Raw genomic sequence first — 16064 nt, forward strand, 5'->3', positions numbered from 1 at the left:
CCTTCGCTGATGCCGGGCCCGCCACTGGCGGGCCCGGCATCACCGCGTCGACCCGCTCAGCCGCCGATCAGCACGGTGAAGTCGGCGCTGGGGTGCAGCCCGGGCCGGCCCTCGGCCGCGTCCAGGACGGCCCGCAGGGTACGCAGTTGGCTCACCGTCAGTTGCAGCGGCGGCTCGTCCGGCTGGTACGTCGTCCCGCGCGGGTACTCCTCGCCCGGGGTGGTCGTCATCTCGATGTGGCACCCCAGGATGTGCGTCACGGGGTTGGCCTCGCAGAAGGCCAGCAGCCGGTCCACGGTGGCGGAGAAGGCCGCCGCGTCCTGGACGTAGAGGAGCCCCGGGTAGAACGAGTCCCCGGTGAACAGCAGCCCGGTGCTGCGGTCGTGGAAGACCAGCCCGGCCGCCTGGTGGCCCGGCCCCGGGATCAGGTCGAGCACCCGCCCGCCGAGGTCGAGCTCGCCGAGCCCCTCCGGCCAGTCCTTGAGCCCGAAGGCCTCGACGACCTCCGCCTGCTCCCGGCCGACCACCGTCGTCCCCGGCCGCCCCGCGAACTGGCCGTCCCCCGCGACGTGGTCACCGTGCCCGTGGGTGTGGGCGACCAGCAGCCCGTAACCCGCCGGCGCCTGCGGGTGGCGCTCCAGCCACTCGGCGACCAGCCCGTCCACCGTGCTCCGCAGCGGGAAGAACCGCTCCTCCTCGGTCGCCCCGGTGTCCAGCAGCAGCGCCCGCTCGGCGCCGAACAGCAGGAACATGAACGGCGCCTCGTAGTGCACCGACTTGTTCTGCCGCAGGATCACCGTGTCCTCGTCGTACCGGTGCACCTGGATCTCCGGCGCCGGATCGTGCTTGGCCGACGGCCAGCCGGCGTGCCAGCGGACATCGAGATTCCCGGCCCCGGGCCGCTCACCCACCTCGTCTTCGTTCGTCACTCGGCCACGGTACCGGGCGACGGCGGGGGTGGCCGGGGCCCGGCGGCCGACAGCCTTCGTTGCCGAATGCCGGACGGCTCAGGCCACCCGCCGCCCCCGTCATCGCATCGGCTGAGGTGTCCCGTCGGGCCAGACGCACGGGGCCCGGACCGACACCTGCATGAGCTGACCCGGTGCGAGCCCGCCGTAGAGCATCGCCAGAAAGCCGTCGGAAGATCTCGTGCCGGTCAGAACCTTGTCGACATCCTTGGTGATCTTGAAATCATGAGCTCCGAAATACGCCCTGGCAGCCGCGTAGACCTCTGCCTGTCGCTCCTCCGGCAACCCGCTGACCGTTGCCAGGCGACCGGCCTGCCGCCTCCCGTCGGCACTCTCGCTGTGGGGCTTGTAGCAGTCGTTCTCGTTCGCGGCCGGAGGCTCGAAGCGGGCCCCCGCCGGCAGCGCCTGCTCGATGTCGGCCAACAGGGTGTCGGCCTGCCCCCGGGAAACCTCCAAGGTGACGGTGGGCCGGCTGAGGTCGCTGTCCTCCCCGCAGCCGGCCACCAGGACACCGAAAACGGCCACGACAGCGCCCAGCCGCAGGACTGCGGGACGGATGTTCTTCACGGCTTCCCCCCGACCGCGACGCTGCCGCAGCTGTGCTCCGGAAAGTCGCCCGGGCCGACGACCGGTGCGGTGGCCGCCGCCGCGGCGGCCCTGAGCGGCCTCACGGCCGTCCACCCGCAGCGATGCGCCCGAAGGCGAACCACGACGGTGTCTGATCGTTCCAGTAGTGGCCATGATCGGTGTTGGGAGCGGTCGGGACGGCTGTGGCACCGAACGCCGGGTCGGCAGGATCCGCGCCGTAGCCCAGGCCCGCCCAGTCGGCGATGCCGTCCTGATCACCTCGGGCCACGAAGACCCGGGACGGGTCGATCCGCAGTTCCTTGATGTTGTCGACCCCCAGCCCGGGGCTGCCGACGAAGACCGCGCCGTCGACGGGCAGGCCCCGATCACGCATGGCCATCCCGACCGCGACGCTGCCGTAGCTGTGTCCCATGATCGTGTTGTTCGAGGGCGGGCCCTCGTGGGTGGCCCGCAAGCCGGTCTGGAAGTTGTAGATGCTGTCCCGGGCGTCCAGCGCCGGCTGGCCGAACGAGGCGTTCGGGAGGGCCTGCGGTGCGTCGTAGCCGCTCCACGCGATCGTCGCGGTGGTCTTCCCGGTGCCGTCCGCCGCCCTCCGGGCGGAGTTGGCCATCTCGTAGGCCTTGTCCATGTCGCCGTTGATGTTGCCCAGCCGTGCCGTGGTACCGGGCACGAAGGTGAGGACGTTGTCCGCCGTGTCGGGGTTGTTCACCGCGACCAGCGCATGCCCGTTGTCCTTGGTGTCGAAGCCCAGCAGGAAGGTGGGCTGGTACAGGGGCGGCTTGGAATGGTCCAGCTTCTGCTGGATGTCGTCGATGCCCTTGAGCTGGTCCTGGATCTGCTTGATCCGGGTCGCCTTCGGATCCTCCATCACCGTGCTTCCTGGGCCCGACATCGGCTGCCCGGGCTTGCCGATCCGGTCCAGTTCGCCCTGGAGTTCGGCCCGGCGCTGGCGGAGGATGATCCGGTTGGCCTGGTCGCGGGCCAGGCAGGGGACGCCGTCGCGGTTGCCGATCTGGTCCGGGCGGTTGTGGATGAGGTGCTGCTGCTCGGCCGGGGTCAGCCCGTCCCACCAGGCCTTGACCTGGGCGGGGGTGGCCTTGGCGTCGGGCGGGGTCTCGCGGGTGCCGGCGCCCGCCTTGTCGGCCAGGGCGGCCGTGGCGTCCAGGCCGGTGCCGGTGGTGGCGTTCTCGGCGAAGTGCCGCAGCCGGCGGGTGATCGCATCGTCGGCGTGCTGGGCGTCGCGCAGGGCGTCCTGGACGCGGAGGCTGAGCGATTTGGCCTTGACCTCGAAGGTGTCGTCCTTGTTCTCCCAGGACATCGCGCCGTCCGGCTTCACCGTGATGCCGGCGGCCTTGGCGTCGTCGAGGGCCTGGATCAGTTCCGCCTGGACGAGTGCGATCGACTGCTGGGCGTCGGCCAGCACACCGCTGACGAGCTTCAACTCGTCGTCGGCGGCCAGCAGTTTGCTGGCGAAAAGGTCGAGGTCGGCGAAGGCCCGGGTGGCGGCGCTGCCGGTCCATCCGGAGTTGTGCAGCCGGTCCACGACCGTCCGCTTCCAGGCCTCGACATGTGCGTTGAACGCCGTCACCAGGGCGTCGTAGCCGGCCCTGGCGGCGGCGAGGCCGGTGAAGTCGGCCTTCAGGACGGTGTCGATCTCCATGGTCAGCTCCTCCCCGGCGCCGCGTAGGGGCTGTTCACGATCCTGGTGCCGAACGGGTCCGGTCCGAGGGCGGCCTGCGGCTTGTACGGGCCGGGCACCACCGGTGCGGCCGGGCCGGCGCCCGCCGGGCCCAGGATGGCCTCGTTCAGCCGGGCGGCCGTGGCCGCGTCGTTGTCCTCGTAGTTCTGCGCGACCGCGACCAGCTTCGTGCTGTAGGTGTCCATGTCCGTGGACAGCCGGTCCAGCACCGCCTTCCAGGCGTTGGTGCAGTCGTGCAGCGCGCCGGCGGCGGCCCAGCCCGGCAACTTGCCCGAGGCCTGGTCGCTCGGACCGGTGATCCTGCCGGTCTCGCCCGGTATCTGTCCGGCCAGCTGTGCGGCGCTCCCCGCGCACCCGCGCAGTTCGGCCGGGTCCACCTTGAAACCCGACCATCCCCCGATGTCCCCCACTGCCCCTGCTCCCTCTCGTCCCCCGGGCACGCGCCGGCGGCGCGTCGCCCTCTCGCGGCCCGGTGGCCTCCAGCCCCCGACCGCACGTCAGACTAGCCACCCGCCGGGCCCGCCCCGCCCGTGCACCGCGCCCACTGTGGCCAAGGGCACACGCGGGGACGGGGCCGCCCCGACCTCGTCGCACCCTGGTCGGCCTTGGTCAGTCCGCCTGCGGGTACCCGATCCCGGCGAGGTCCCCGGCCAGGTCGGCCAGGTCCAGCTCGTCGTTCAGGGCGGCGACGACCTCGGCGGTGAGCGGGCGCAGCGCGTACACGTGCCGGACCGCCGCGAGGTCCACGGAGACCTCGTAGTAGTCCTCGGCCCAGCGCCGGTAGGCCTCGGGCGAGCGGTCGGCCAGCAGCTCGAACAGGCCCTGCGCGCCGTCGGGGTCGCGGGTGCCGGCCGGGAACTCGATCGTGCCGTGCCGCCACCGGTCGTCCGTGCTCTCCCGCCACAGGCAGACGGTGACGGCCGGGATGCCGTCCTCGTCCGAGAAGGCGGGCTCCTCGACCTGCGGGCGGAACACCGCAGGCACCTCGTCGAGCACGCCGGGCCAGGGGACGCCGTCCCGCTCCGACCGGTACGGGCTCATCACGGACTCGTGGGCGAAGCCCCGGATGTACGCGCCGGCGGCGGTGATGACGACGGAGTACTCGTCGCCCTGTCCGTCGCGCATCGAGGCCGTCTCCTGCGCCTCATCCGAGGTGCTGTCGAAGGAGTGGTACCTGCTCTCCCAGTCCGGGGAGAGGACGGCGTCGAGGGTGGCGAGCGCACGGCAGTGGTCGCGCAGCTCGGGTACGGAGGGCAGCCGGCGGGCCACGTCGTAGGCGGTCATGCCGTCAGTCGAGCGGACGGCACTGACACACCTGCCAGGGGGTACGCGCACGGCCCGGCCCTGGCCATGGGTCATGATGAGGGCCTTCACCGCAGATCGGAGCAGCCCCATGACCCCCTTCGACGAGGGCCGCGCGCGGGCGCTGCTCGCCAAGGCCTGCGCGGCGGCCGGACTGCCGGACCCGGCGGACGCGCGGCTGCTGGCGCTGAGCGAGAACGCGGTGTTCGACCTGGGTGACCCGGCGGTGGTGGCGAAGGTCGGACGCGGGCCGGAGCTGTCGGAGCGGGCCCGGCGGGAGTCCGAGGTGGCGCACTGGCTGGCCGGTCGGGGGATCCCGGTGGTGCGCCCGTACGACGGGACGGCGCCCGGGCCGTGGCTCGCCGACGGACATCCCGTCACCTTCTGGCACCGCCTGGCGCCGGCGGTCCGCCCGGCGCGCCCGGCCGATCTGGCACCGCTGCTGCGCGCCCTGCACGGGCTGGAGGCGCCCCCGTTCGCGCTGGGGCGGCGGGACCTGCTGGCCCCGGTGGGGCGCTGGCTGGCCTCGGCCGAGGGGCATGTCGACCCGGCGGACGTGGCCTTCCTGCGGGACCGCGAGGCGTCCTTCGCGGCGGCGGTCGCCGGTCTGACGCCGCACCTGGCGCCGGGGGTGGTGCACGGGGACGCGCTGCCGCGCAACGTCCACGTCGGCCCGGACGGTCCGGTCCTGCTGGACCTGGAGACGGTGTCGGCGGATCTGCGCGAGCACGACCTGGTGGTGCTGGCGCTCAGCCACGACCGCTACGGGGTGTCCGCCGAGGACTACCTGGCCTTCACCGAGGGGTACGGCTGGGACGTCCGGGACTGGCCGGGGTTCGCGGTGCTGCGCGGTGCCCGGGAGACGGCCAGTGCCTCCTGGGTGGCGCAGCAGGTGCCGGGGAACGCGGCGGCGGCGGCCGAGTTCCGGCGCCGGGTCGACTCGCTGAGGGACGCGGCCACGACGGTCCGTTGGTACCCCTTCTGATGAGCTGACAAAAGCGCCGGGCCCGAGGGCTCGGGCGTGGAACCACGGCGACCGGGCGAACGTCTTGTCGGACAGTCATCCCGGTCGGGGGACCGGTGGGACCGTCAGGAGGCACCGCCATGTCCTCGCTCAACCCCGTCGCCCGGTCGCTCCCGGCCCCTTCACGTCATACCCCTGCGGCCCGCAACCGGCGGGGCGCCCTCCGCTCGGCCTGCGCCGCCCTGCTGGTGGCGGCGGTGGTCTCGGGGTGCGGCACGGCGCAGGGCGCACTGCAGGCGAGCACGCCGCCGAGTGCGCCCCCGGTCGCACCGTCAACTGCGACGGCCGCGACTCCCGGCGGCCCCGGAACGTCCGGGCCGCCGTCCACGCCCGCCGCACCGGGCACCCGCCCGCCCGCCGGCTCCGACGCCGTCACCGCGACGCCGCCGGGCACCCCGGCCCCGCCGACCACCACCGCCCCCGGCCGCCCGCACGCGGCTCCCCGGCCCGGCTCCCCGCAGCCCGCCCCGGGCGCGCCGACGACCACTGCCCCGCCCGCACAGCCCGCCCCGCCGCCGGCCGCCCCCGGCGTGTCCGCCGCCCTGGTCGCCTCCACCGCGCACGGCGGCCGCACCGTCGCGCTGACCTTCGACGACGGCCCGGGCCCCGCCACCGGACAGGTGCTCGACGTACTGGCGCAGTACGGCGCCAAGGCGACGTTCTGCCAGATCGGCCCGCAGGCCGCCGCGAACCCGGCGATGGTCAAGCGCATCCTGGCCGCCGGGCACCGGCTCTGCGACCACAGCGTGCACCACCCGCAGCCGTTCGCCGCGCTCTCCCACGACCGGCAGGTCGAGGAGATCGTGCCCGCCAGGGACATGATCGTCCGAGCCGGCGGGGCGGGCACCGAGGTGCCCTGGTTCCGTGCCCCGGGCGGCGGCTTCACCGCCGCCAACCAGCAGGTCGCGGCGGCCGCCGGGATGCGCCCGCTGACCTGGACGGTGGACACCCGGGACTGGTCCAGGCCCGGGGTGCCGGCGATCGTGGCGAGCGTCCAGCACGGCCTGCGCCCGGGCGGCGTGGTCCTGATGCACGACGGCGGCGGCGACCGCAGCCAGACCGTCGCGGCCCTGCGCCAGCTGCTGCCGTGGCTGACGGCCCAGGGGTACGGCTTCGACTTCCCGGCCGTCTGAAGACGCCCGCCTTCCCAGCGGACTCCACCGCCGTCCGACGCGTGCTGCGGACGGCGGCGGCGGGCCGGAAATGCGTTGTGCCTGCTCCGGCCGGCCTCGTAGCGTGTCCGCATCGGCGTGTAGCTCAGCAGGAGAGCACCGGGCTTCATCCCGGAGGGCGCGGGGGCGGGACCCGCCACGCCGGCATGGACACGAACGCTGACGAGCAGCAGACCCCGGTCGACCCGCGGATCGGACCCGGCTACCCGGCCGGCCGGTTGGCCCGGGCCCTGCGGACCGCGACGACCCACGAGGACGCCGGCGCCCGGGCCCGCGCCGAACGCCGGGTCGGCCACTGGCGCGAGATGCTCCGTGCGACGGCCTCCGGTGCGGTGACGACCGGCTCCCGAGCGCCGGTGGCCGGGCTCCCGGCCTGGGTGACTCCCCAGGTGGTGCACGGCGGGTTCGCCACGGGCGCCGCCTGCGCGGGCGGTCCGTTGCTGCCGTACGAGCTGGAGACGGCCGCCCGGGCCGGTGTCCCGGCCGACCGCCGCGCGCTGTTCGGGCACTTCCTGACGGACCGGGGCCTGGCCGAGCTGACCGACCGGCTCGACCGGGGCTGCTACGAGGTGCTCGTCCCGGAGGAGGCGGCGCTGCTCACGGTGGCCTGGCTGGTCCGGGCCGGCGACCGGTCGGCGGCGCTGGACCTGCTCGACACCCTGGAGCCCTTCGCGGGGCAACTGCGCTTCACTCCCCGCCCGGCCGCCGCGCCCGCGGCGGACACTACGCTGACCCACCGCCGCACCGTGGGCGAGGTGCGCGAGGCGGTCGCCGCGCGACGCCGGCACCCGGCGGTGGAGGCGATGAACGAGGCCCTGGCGGTCTGGAACCCGTTCGCGGACGAGCTGCTGGCGCACTGGCTGGAGACGGCCCGCTCGGGCCGGGTCCTGGCCCGCCTGCCGGACGACGGCTGGCACCGGCGGGGCGCGGCCCTGCTGGCGCGCTACCGGGAGCTGGCGGCCGTCCACACCCGCTGCGGGAAGCACCGCAGGCCCGGGGAGAACCAGGCCGTCCTGCGCGCCGCCCTGGCGGAGGCGGTGGCCGGCCGCACGCCGGACGCCCGGGCGCTCGGCCGGTTGCAGCACGCCGTCGACTCGATGGTCGCCAAGCGCGGCCGGCCCGGCTCGGCGCGGCACACCGCGCTGCGCGAAGGGCAGGCGGCCGTCGCGGCCCGCCCCACCCACCACGCCCTGGCCGCATTGGTGGCCCGGCGGCTGTCGGTGCTGCCGCAGGGCACCGGCACGCCGGCGGCCGACGCCCTGACCGGGCCGGTCACCGACGAGGAGCAGCGGGAGTGCGGCCTGCCCGCCGGCACCGCCGTCCCGGAGCCGGTGCGGCGGCTGGTGCTCGGCGCGCTGAGCGCCCCGATCGGCACGCTGATGGAGCGCGGTCTGGTTCCGTCCGCCGAGGTGCTGGCCGAGCTGGTCCCGCAACTCGTCTCCGGGACCGCGGCGCTGGCCCACCCCGACCCGGCGCTGCGCGCCCTGGCCGCCGCCAACCACCGGGCCTTCCGGAACCGCCGTTCGCTGCTGCTGCTCGACCTGCAGCACCAGGTGCGGGTCGAGGAGCTGCCCTGGGTGCGGGCGGTGGCGGCGTACCGCGGTACCGGCGGAGAGTCCGCCCGGGCGGCCCGGGCGACGCTGGTACGGCTGGGCGAGCTGGCCGTGCAGGGCTTTCCGGCGACGCTGCTGCCGAACCCGCTGCTGCGCGAGCTGTCCGTGCTCGCCGCCGGCGCCGGCCTGGAGGTACCGCTGGTCGAGGAGCTGGCGATCGACATCTTCATGGGCCGGTTCTCCGGCAAGTTCCTGGATGCGGCGGTGGTCGCGGGGAACCTGCTCGGCGGCACGCTCTACGAGCGGTACTACGGCATCGACTACCGCGCCCTCGCGGCGCTGGGCCCGGCCGGGGCCGGGACCGCCGGGGCGGCAGGACGCGCCGCCGGGCACCCCGAGGCCGCCGCCCGGGAGCGCCGACGCGCGGTGGAGGAGTTCGGGAAGCTCTGCCGGACGCGGGCCGGCGGCGCCGGGGGCTGGTCGGGAAGCGCGATGGTGATCGAGCAGGCCCAGATCCTCACCACGCACAACCTGGCGGCCCTGGTCGCCCTGGCCGGCATCGAGCCCGGGTACGGCTGGGCGGAGGCCGCCCGGCGCTGCTTCGCCGCGGTGTGCGCCCTGACGGCCCGGCTGCACCGGGACCCGCAGGGGTGGAACACCGTCAAGGACGCGGCGTACGCCTGGCGGCAGATGCTCTTCCACCTCTCGCTGTGCGGCGCTGCGGAGCGTGCCGAGGTGGTGGCCCGGACCGAGGCGGAGGCCGCCCGGCACCCGGGTCGGGTGGCGGAGCGGCTCGCGCCGGCGCTGGCCGGCCTGCGGCTGGTCGCCGCGGGCGGGGAGTTCGGGGCGGACGGCACCGCCGAGGGCGGCCGGGCCCGGCGACTGCTCGGCCGGACCAGCGGGGATCACTGGCTGCGGCGGGACCTTCCGGCGCCCGCCGGGACCGGGTGAGAGCCGGACCGGGGACGGCGCGGGGCCGCGGCCCCGGGCCGGCGGCCGGGGTGTGCGCTCGGGCGGCTCCGGTGCGGGGCCGCCCGGCCCCGGGCCGGCCTCAGCGCAGCGGCCAGCGCGGGTCGATCACGGCCTGCGGGTCCTTGCCCTTGCGCAGCCAGGCCTGCAGGCCCTCGGCCCAGTCCCGGTACCAGCCGACCTGACGGTGGTGCAGCTCGGTCAGGTCGACCTCGCCGACCTGTGCCGGGTACCGCTCGCCGAGGGCGACGGCGACCAGCACGGCGGCCAGCGCGTCGCTGCCGGCCTCGTGGGCGTCGGTCAGCTCGACCCCGTAGACCTCGCAGACCCGCTGGAGGGTCCGTGAGCCCTTGCGGTACTTGTCGACGGCCCGGTCGATGACCAGCGCGTCCAGCACCGGCGTGACCGGCCCGCCGAGCCGCTCGGCCAGGCCGGGCAGACCGTACCGGCGCAGCTCGGCGTCGAGCAGGGAGAGGTCGAACGGGGCGTTGAAGGCGACCACCGGGCGGCCGGCCAGGATGCGCGCGCACAGCGCGGCGGCTATCTCCTCGACGCCCTCCTTCGCCGGTCGGCCCTTGCCGCGGGCCAGGTCGTCGCCGATGCCGTGGATGGCCTCGGCTTCCGCGGGGATCGGGACGCCGGGGTCGAGCAGCCAGCTGGTGGCGCTCTCCCGGCGGCTGCCGACCGTGTCCACGAGGGCGGCCGTGACGATCCGGGACTCGGCCGGGTCGGTGCCGGTGGTCTCCAGGTCGAAGCCGACCAGTGGCTCGTGCCACCAGCTCATAGGGGTCTGTCCTTCCGTCCGGCCGCTCTGACGTCCCCTATCATCGCCCGGACCACCGACAACCCGGCCCGTCGGCCCCTCCCCGGCTGGTCCGGGGCCGTTCCCGGCCGGCGCCGCGGGCGTCCCGGAGGTCCACGGCGGGCGCGGGGGCCGGCGGCCCGGCTGGGGCCCCGGAGCGGGGACGGCAGGCGTCAGACGGCGGCGAACAGACCCCGGGCGAGCCAGTCGGAGGCGTCCCGGACACCCGGCAGGACGAAGAAGTAGCCGCCGCCGGTCGGCCGCAGGAAGCGGGCCAGCGGCTCGCCCGCCAGCCGGGTCTGGACCGCCTCGAACTGGCGGACCACGTCCTGCTGGTAGCAGCAGAAGGCGAGGCCGACGTCGAGGTCGCCCGCCGGGTCGAGCCCCCGGTCGTAGTTGAAGCCGCGGCGCAGGATGCGGCTGTCGGCCCTCGCCTGGTCCCGGGGGTTGGCCAGCCGGATGTGGGCGTCGAGCGCGATGCCGGTGCCCTCCGGGTCCTTGCCGTAGTCGGGGGCGTCGGTCTCGGAGCCGTACCCGAGCGGGGCGCCGGTGGCCTTGTTCCGGCCGATGATCCGCTCCTGGTCGGCGAGCCGGAGGCCGTCCCAGGCGTCCGCCAGGGTGCGGATCACCCGGATCACCTGGTAGCTGCCGCCGGTGGCCCAGCCGGGTTCACCGCCGCCGTCGACCACCCAGACCAGCCGGTCCATCAGGCGGGCGGAGGTGGTGTCGGGGTTGACGATGCCGTCCTTGAAGCCGAGCAGGTTGCGCTGGGCGCCGCTGGGCCTGGGCCGGTTCTGGAACCCGTCGACCTGCCAGCAGGCCCGCAGCGCGCCCCGGGTGTGCCGGGCCAGGTCCCGCAGGGTGTGCAGGACGGTGTCCCGGCTCTCGGCGCAGATCTGGACCGAGAGGTCCCCGTGCAGTTCGGCGGGGTGCAGGCTGTCGTCGGGGAAGGCCCGCATCGGGGCCAGCCGCAGCGGCTTGGCGGCGCCCAGCCCGAACCGGTCGTCGAAGAGCGAGGCCCCGACGCCGACCGTGACGGTGAGGTCGTCGGTCGGCAGCACCGGGCCGAGGATGCCGCTGTCGGACGGCGGGGCCTCCGGGCCCATGTCCGGCGGGGTGCCGCCGGAGGCGAGGAAGCGGATCCGGGTGGTCAGGGTGCGGAACAGGGCCTCCAGCCCGGCCCGGTCGGGGGTGGTGACGTCGAAGGAGACGAAGGAGGCGTAGGCCGGCGCGGGGGTGGTGACACCGGCCTGGTGCACGCCGTGGAAGGGCACGAACCCGGCGTCGGAGCGCTGCTCGGCCCGGGCGCGGGCGCGGGCGGGCCCGGCCCCCAGTGCGAGCGCGGCCCCCGCGGTGCCGGCCCCGAGGGCGGCCCGGACGAAGCCGCGGCGGGAGGCACCGCCGACGGCCGGGCAGCCGTCCGGCGCGGACGGGTCGGGGCGGGGGCCGCTGGCGGTGTGCTGGCTGGTCATGGTGGCCTTCCAGGTCTGGGAGGTTCGGACGCGCGCGGGCGGGGGCGCGCGCCGGGCGGCCGGGCGCGCCGACCGGCCTGCGGACCGGCGCGCGGACGGGCATGCGGACGCGACCACGGCCGGGGACGGGCCGGGGCGGGCGACCGGTGGACGGACGGGCCGGTGAGCGGACGGCAGGCCGGGGCGGGACGGGCCGCCGGCCTGCTCGATCACGGGAACGACGCTAGCAAGGGGCTGCCCGCACCGCGCGGCCCCGGGCGGAGGGCTGACCGCTCATCGGCTGAATACCGGTCAGTTGCCATCCGTCCGGCCTACCGGCGCGACGACCGCGGCCCGGGGCACCCGCGGGTGAGGGGCGACCCGGGTGAGGGGCGACCGGCCACGAACGGCGACCGGCCACGAAGGGCGGCGGAGGCGCACGGCGGGCGGCGGCGCGAACCGGGACAGGTGCCCGGACGGCAGCCGGATCCGCCCCGGCGGCCGCTCAGGACACCGGCCGGGAGTCCCCCCAGACGCCCTCGAACTCCTCGCGGTAGACCTCCAGCAGCCCGGGCTCGGTGGAGCCGGGCTGCTGCCCCGCCCCGCCGCGCAGCACCAGCGCCGGGGACTCCATCCCGCGCGCCTTGCGCAGGTAGGGCTGGACGACGCCCAGGTCGGTGGACTGCCGGCGCCCGCCCGCCTGGCTGGTCGGGCGCGGGCCCTCGACCAGGTAGGCGGTGAAGCGCGGCGTCTCGTCGAAGACCCGGATCTCGAAGCCGCCCTGGTCGCGCAGCCGGGCCCGGACCCGCCGGACGTGCATGATGTTCATCTCGATCGAGCGGGCCAGCTCGCCGCGCCCGAGCCCCAGCTCGCGCTCCCGGCGCCGGACGGCGCTGCTGGCCGGGTTGAGGAAGAGCAGCCGGACCCGGCAGCCCTCGGTGGCGAGCCGCACCAGCCGCCGGCCGGTGTAGTTCTGGCAGAGCATGCCGAGGCCGATGCCGAGCGCGTCGAGCCGCCGGGCGCCGTCGAGCAGGTCCTCCACCGGCAGGTCCCGCTGCAGGCGGACCCGGTCGGCGTGCACCGCGACGACGTCCGCGTACCGGCCGGCCACCAGGGCCTCCACCACGTCGGCGGGCACCCCGCCGGTGCCTCCGTCGAGCAGGGCGAGCAGCCGGGCGGCGGCCCGCTCGGTCTGCGCGAGGACGGTCTGCGAGAGGGTGCGGTTGCGCGAGACGACGTGCCGGGCGACCTCCAGCTCGTCCAGGGCCAGTTCGATCTCGCGGCGGTCGGCGAGGAAGGGCTCGAAGCAGGGCCAGTGCTGGACCATGAGCTCGCGCAGCTGGGGCAGGGTGAGGAAGACCAGCGGGTCGTCGTCGGCCGGGTCGAGCAGGTAGCCCTTGCGGCGGCTGACCTCCCGGACGGCGCCGGCCCGGTGCGCCCACTCCTCGCCGGCCGGCCCGGCGGCGGCGGTCACCCAGTCCTCGCCGTGCGCCGGGGCGTAGACCGGTCGCAGCACCTCGTCCACCAGGGCGCGCAGCCGCTGTTCGACCAGGTTGAGCCAGACGTACGCGCGGCCGGCGAGCCGGACCCGCTGGTAGGCGTCGTCCCATTCGCCGGCGGACCAGGCCAGGGCGGGCACCTCGACCGGGCCGCCCTGGGCGGGTACGGCGGCGCGGGAGGCCATCGAGGGGCGCATCACGACCGTCGGCGCCTCGCTGCGCCCGGGGCCGCGGTCGGTGCCACCGCCCCTGCCGCCGGCGGGGAACACCATGGGCTACCTCACCTCTCGGCCGCCGGGAGTGACGGGTCGTTCACTGACTGCACGTTCACTGACTGCTCGTCCGCCGACCGCCACCGGTCCGCCGACTGCTCGCCCACCGGCCGGCGGGCGCCCGTGGACGGGTCGTCCACCGACGATGCGCGGGCCGACCGGGCCTCGTCCGTACGGGTGACCGGGCCCGCGCTGCCCGGTACCGCGGGGCCGCGGATTCCCGGGCACCGCCGGACGATCAAGAGTACTGCCCGCCGGAGGGCCCGCGCAGCCGGATGGCGGACCGTGAGACGAAACGGACCGGTCGTCCCGCTCGTCCCAGCCGCCCCACGGACACCCGTTCGGGCGAACAAGTGGCGAATGGACCATAGCTCGGACGGGGCGTCGGGGAGGATGGCGACTGTGCCGTGCGTCACGGTACGCGACAGCCGCACATGCCCGGCCCCCCGGCCGGGCAGAAGCCGGGAGGCGCTGGACCGAGGCCGGAGAGATCGTCAGTTCCCGCTATTACCATAGAAGTTGAGGACTTATGCAGGTCTGGCCAGGTCAGCCGTACCCCCTTGGCGCCACCTACGACGGGGCCGGCACCAACTTCGCGGTGTTCTCCGAGAGCGCCGACCGGATCGAGCTCTGCCTGTTCGGGGAGGACGGCTCGGAGACGGCCGTCGAGCTGCGCGAGACGGACGCCTTCGTCCGGCACGCCTACATCCCGGGCGTCCAGCCGGGCCAGCGTTACGGGTTCCGGGTGCACGGCCCGTACAACCCGGGGCTGGGCCAGCGCCACAACAGCGCCAAACTGCTCCTCGACCCGTACGCCAAGGCGATGAGCGGCACCATCGACTGGGACGAAGCGGTCTACGGGTACCACTTCGGCGCGCCCGAGCGCCGCAACGACCTGGACTCGGCGCCGCACACCATGCACTCGGTGGTCATCAACCCGTACTTCGACTGGGGCACCGACCGGCCGCCGCGCACCGACTACCACCGCACGGTGCTCTACGAGGCCCACGTGAAGGGGCTGACCCAGCTCCACCCGGGCATCCCGGAGGAGATCAGGGGCACCTACGCCGGCCTGGCCCACCCCGCGGTGATCGAGCACCTGGCGAAGCTCGGGGTGACGGCGATCGAGCTGATGCCGGTGCACCAGTTCGTCCGCGACCACCGGCTGCGCGACCTGGGGCTGGCCAACTACTGGGGCTACAACACCATCGGGTTCTTCGCCCCGCACTCCTCCTACTCCTCCGGCGGGGACCGCGGCCAGCAGGTGCAGGAGTTCAAGTCGATGGTGAAGGCGCTGCACGCGGCCGGCATCGAGGTGATCCTGGACGTCGTCTACAACCACACCGCGGAGGGCAACCACCTCGGCCCGACCCTCTCGCTGCGCGGCCTGGACAACGTGTCGTACTACCGCCTGGCGCAGGACCAGCGCTTCTACGAGGACACCACCGGCACCGGCAACAGCCTGCTGATGCGCAGCCCGCACGTCCTGCAGATGATCATGGACTCGCTGCGCTACTGGGTCACCGAGATGCACGTGGACGGGTTCCGCTTCGACCTCGCGGCCACCCTGGCCCGGCAGTTCCACGAGGTCGACCGGCTCTCCTCGTTCTTCGACCTGGTCCAGCAGGACCCGGTGGTCTCCCAGGCCAAGCTGATCGCCGAGCCGTGGGACCTGGGCGAGGGCGGCTACCAGGTCGGCAACTTCCCGCCGCTGTGGACGGAGTGGAACGGCATGTACCGCGACACCGTCCGCGACCTGTGGCGCGGCGAGAACGCGACGCTGGCCGAGTTCGGCTCCCGGCTGACCGGCTCCTCGGACCTCTACCAGGACGACGGGCGCCGGCCCATCGCGTCCATCAACTTCGTCACCTGCCACGACGGCTTCACCCTGCGCGACCTGGTCTCCTACAACGAGAAGCGCAACGACGCGAACGGCGAGGACAACCGGGACGGCGAGTCCTTCAACCGCTCGTGGAACTGCGGCGCCGAGGGCCCGAGCACCGACCCCGCCGTCGAGGAGCTGAGAGCGCGCCAGCAGCGCAACTTCATCGCCACCCTGATGCTCTCCCAGGGAGTCCCGATGCTCTCGCACGGGGACGAGCTGGGCCGCACCCAGCGCGGCAACAACAACGCCTACTGCCAGGACAACGAGCTCTCCTGGGTGCACTGGCCCGCCGAGGGCAGACCCGAGCCCGGAGGCCCGGACACCGACCCGGACGCCGGAGCCGGGCCGGAGAGCGCCCCCGGCACCGGCTCGGACGCCCGGCTGCTGGAGTTCACCCAGGGCATGATCTGGCTCCGCCGCGACCACCCGGTCTTCCGCCGCCGCCGGTTCTTCCACGGCCGCCCGGTCTCCGGCACCCACGACGACCTCACCGACATCGCCTGGTTCACCCCGGCCGGCGAGGAGATGACCAAGCGGGACTGGGGCGCCAGCTACGCCAAGTCGCTCAGCGTGTTCCTGAACGGGGACGCGATCTCCGAGCCGGACCGGCGCGGCGGGAAGATCACCGACGACTCCTTCCTGCTGATGTTCAACGCCCACTTCGAGCCGCTGGAGTTCACCGTCCCGGCCGGGCACGGCAAGGAGTGGCACGTGGTGGTCGACACCGCGCAGCCGGTCCTGCCCGCCCCCGGCACCGGTGCCCGGGTGAAGGCCGGCGACGCCCTCTGGCTCACCGACCGCTCGCTGATGGTGCTCCAACGGCGCGCCTGAGCCGGCCGCCGGCGGCACCGGGCCGCCCGGCGGGCCGCCGCGCCCTCCG

At 74.9% G+C, this 16064-nt stretch carries 12 protein-coding genes and 1 tRNA gene; 5 read left to right on the top strand and 8 right to left on the bottom strand.

Features of this window, described 5'->3' with window-relative positions; genetic code table 11:
• Nucleotides 1-56 precede the first annotated feature (56 nt).
• From J2S46_RS10905 to J2S46_RS10925, 5 genes are all read right to left on the bottom strand, one after another.
• Complete coding sequence (locus J2S46_RS10905; protein ID WP_229912781.1) at nucleotides 57-929, bottom strand: MBL fold metallo-hydrolase; 873 nt, start codon at nucleotides 927-929, stop codon at nucleotides 57-59.
• Between the two features lie 99 nt (nucleotides 930-1028).
• The gene (locus J2S46_RS10910) at nucleotides 1029-1535 is read right to left on the bottom strand and encodes a hypothetical protein (protein WP_191290399.1); all 507 of its coding nucleotides are present in this window, start codon (nucleotides 1533-1535) and stop codon (nucleotides 1029-1031) included.
• Between the two features lie 100 nt (nucleotides 1536-1635).
• Entirely contained in the window at nucleotides 1636-3216 is a 1581-nt protein-coding gene (locus J2S46_RS10915; protein WP_191290398.1) for an alpha/beta hydrolase, read from the bottom strand.
• Between the two features lie 2 nt (nucleotides 3217-3218).
• Nucleotides 3219-3665 carry a WXG100 family type VII secretion target gene (locus J2S46_RS10920; RefSeq protein WP_190209241.1) on the bottom strand — a complete coding sequence of 149 codons (447 nt, stop codon included), beginning with the start codon at nucleotides 3663-3665 and terminating at the stop codon, nucleotides 3219-3221.
• A 199-nt stretch (nucleotides 3666-3864) separates the two neighbouring features.
• A complete protein-coding gene (locus J2S46_RS10925; RefSeq protein ID WP_191290397.1) occupies nucleotides 3865-4539 on the bottom strand; it encodes a hypothetical protein in 675 nt (224 codons plus the stop codon).
• A 109-nt stretch (nucleotides 4540-4648) separates the two neighbouring features.
• Here J2S46_RS10925 and J2S46_RS10930 point away from each other — a divergent pair, with 109 nt between their 5' ends.
• The 4 genes from J2S46_RS10930 to J2S46_RS10945 all read left to right on the top strand — a co-directional run bounded on the left by J2S46_RS10930 (nucleotide 4649) and on the right by J2S46_RS10945 (nucleotide 9257).
• Nucleotides 4649-5542, top strand: a complete 894-nt coding sequence (locus tag J2S46_RS10930) for an aminoglycoside phosphotransferase family protein (RefSeq protein WP_191290396.1) — start codon at nucleotides 4649-4651, stop codon at nucleotides 5540-5542.
• A 119-nt stretch (nucleotides 5543-5661) separates the two neighbouring features.
• Nucleotides 5662-6714, top strand: a complete 1053-nt coding sequence (locus J2S46_RS10935) for a polysaccharide deacetylase family protein (RefSeq protein WP_229912780.1) — start codon at nucleotides 5662-5664, stop codon at nucleotides 6712-6714.
• 113 nt (nucleotides 6715-6827) lie between these two features.
• Nucleotides 6828-6898 (top strand) — tRNA-OTHER (locus J2S46_RS10940).
• A 1-nt stretch (nucleotide 6899) separates the two neighbouring features.
• Nucleotides 6900-9257: a hypothetical protein gene (locus J2S46_RS10945; protein WP_191290395.1), complete on the top strand. Its 2358-nt coding sequence runs from the start codon at nucleotides 6900-6902 to the stop codon at nucleotides 9255-9257.
• A gap of 100 nt (nucleotides 9258-9357) precedes the next feature.
• On the opposite strand, the gene J2S46_RS10950 is transcribed toward J2S46_RS10945, so the two are convergent.
• The 3 genes from J2S46_RS10950 to J2S46_RS10960 form a co-directional block, all read right to left on the bottom strand.
• Nucleotides 9358-10059: an exonuclease domain-containing protein gene (locus J2S46_RS10950; protein ID WP_191290394.1), complete on the bottom strand. Its 702-nt coding sequence runs from the start codon at nucleotides 10057-10059 to the stop codon at nucleotides 9358-9360.
• Nucleotides 10060-10250: 191 nt separating this feature from the next.
• The gene (gene efeB, locus J2S46_RS10955; protein ID WP_191290393.1) at nucleotides 10251-11549 is read right to left on the bottom strand and encodes an iron uptake transporter deferrochelatase/peroxidase subunit; all 1299 of its coding nucleotides are present in this window, start codon (nucleotides 11547-11549) and stop codon (nucleotides 10251-10253) included.
• A gap of 484 nt (nucleotides 11550-12033) precedes the next feature.
• A complete protein-coding gene (locus tag J2S46_RS10960) occupies nucleotides 12034-13224 on the bottom strand; it encodes a DUF5919 domain-containing protein (RefSeq protein ID WP_079197414.1) in 1191 nt (396 codons plus the stop codon).
• Nucleotides 13225-13828: 604 nt separating this feature from the next.
• On the opposite strand from J2S46_RS10960, the gene glgX reads away from it, so the two are divergent.
• Nucleotides 13829-16015, top strand: coding sequence for a glycogen debranching protein GlgX (gene glgX, locus J2S46_RS10965; protein ID WP_191290391.1), 2187 nt, complete (start codon nucleotides 13829-13831; stop codon nucleotides 16013-16015).
• Nucleotides 16016-16064 lie beyond the last annotated feature (49 nt).

Origin of the sequence: Kitasatospora herbaricolor, from assembly GCF_030813695.1 — a bacterium.
Classification (GTDB): domain Bacteria; phylum Actinomycetota; class Actinomycetes; order Streptomycetales; family Streptomycetaceae; genus Kitasatospora; species Kitasatospora herbaricolor.

What these genes read in the sequence shown, in the direction of transcription:
- J2S46_RS10915 (WP_191290398.1), bottom strand. Translation starts at nt 3,216, where the DNA reads ATGGAGATCGACACCGTCCTGAAGGCCGACTTCACCGGCCTCGCCGCC.
- J2S46_RS10925 (WP_191290397.1), bottom strand. Translation starts at nt 4,539, where the DNA reads ATGACCGCCTACGACGTGGCCCGCCGGCTGCCCTCCGTACCCGAGCTG.
- J2S46_RS10930 (WP_191290396.1), top strand. Translation starts at nt 4,649, where the DNA reads ATGACCCCCTTCGACGAGGGCCGCGCGCGGGCGCTGCTCGCCAAGGCC.
- J2S46_RS10935 (WP_229912780.1), top strand. Translation starts at nt 5,662, where the DNA reads ATGTCCTCGCTCAACCCCGTCGCCCGGTCGCTCCCGGCCCCTTCACGT.
- J2S46_RS10945 (WP_191290395.1), top strand. Translation starts at nt 6,900, where the DNA reads ATGGACACGAACGCTGACGAGCAGCAGACCCCGGTCGACCCGCGGATC.
- J2S46_RS10950 (WP_191290394.1), bottom strand. Translation starts at nt 10,059, where the DNA reads ATGAGCTGGTGGCACGAGCCACTGGTCGGCTTCGACCTGGAGACCACC.
- efeB (WP_191290393.1), bottom strand. Translation starts at nt 11,549, where the DNA reads ATGACCAGCCAGCACACCGCCAGCGGCCCCCGCCCCGACCCGTCCGCG.
- J2S46_RS10960 (WP_079197414.1), bottom strand. Translation starts at nt 13,224, where the DNA reads ATGCGCCCCTCGATGGCCTCCCGCGCCGCCGTACCCGCCCAGGGCGGC.
- glgX (WP_191290391.1), top strand. Translation starts at nt 13,829, where the DNA reads ATGCAGGTCTGGCCAGGTCAGCCGTACCCCCTTGGCGCCACCTACGAC.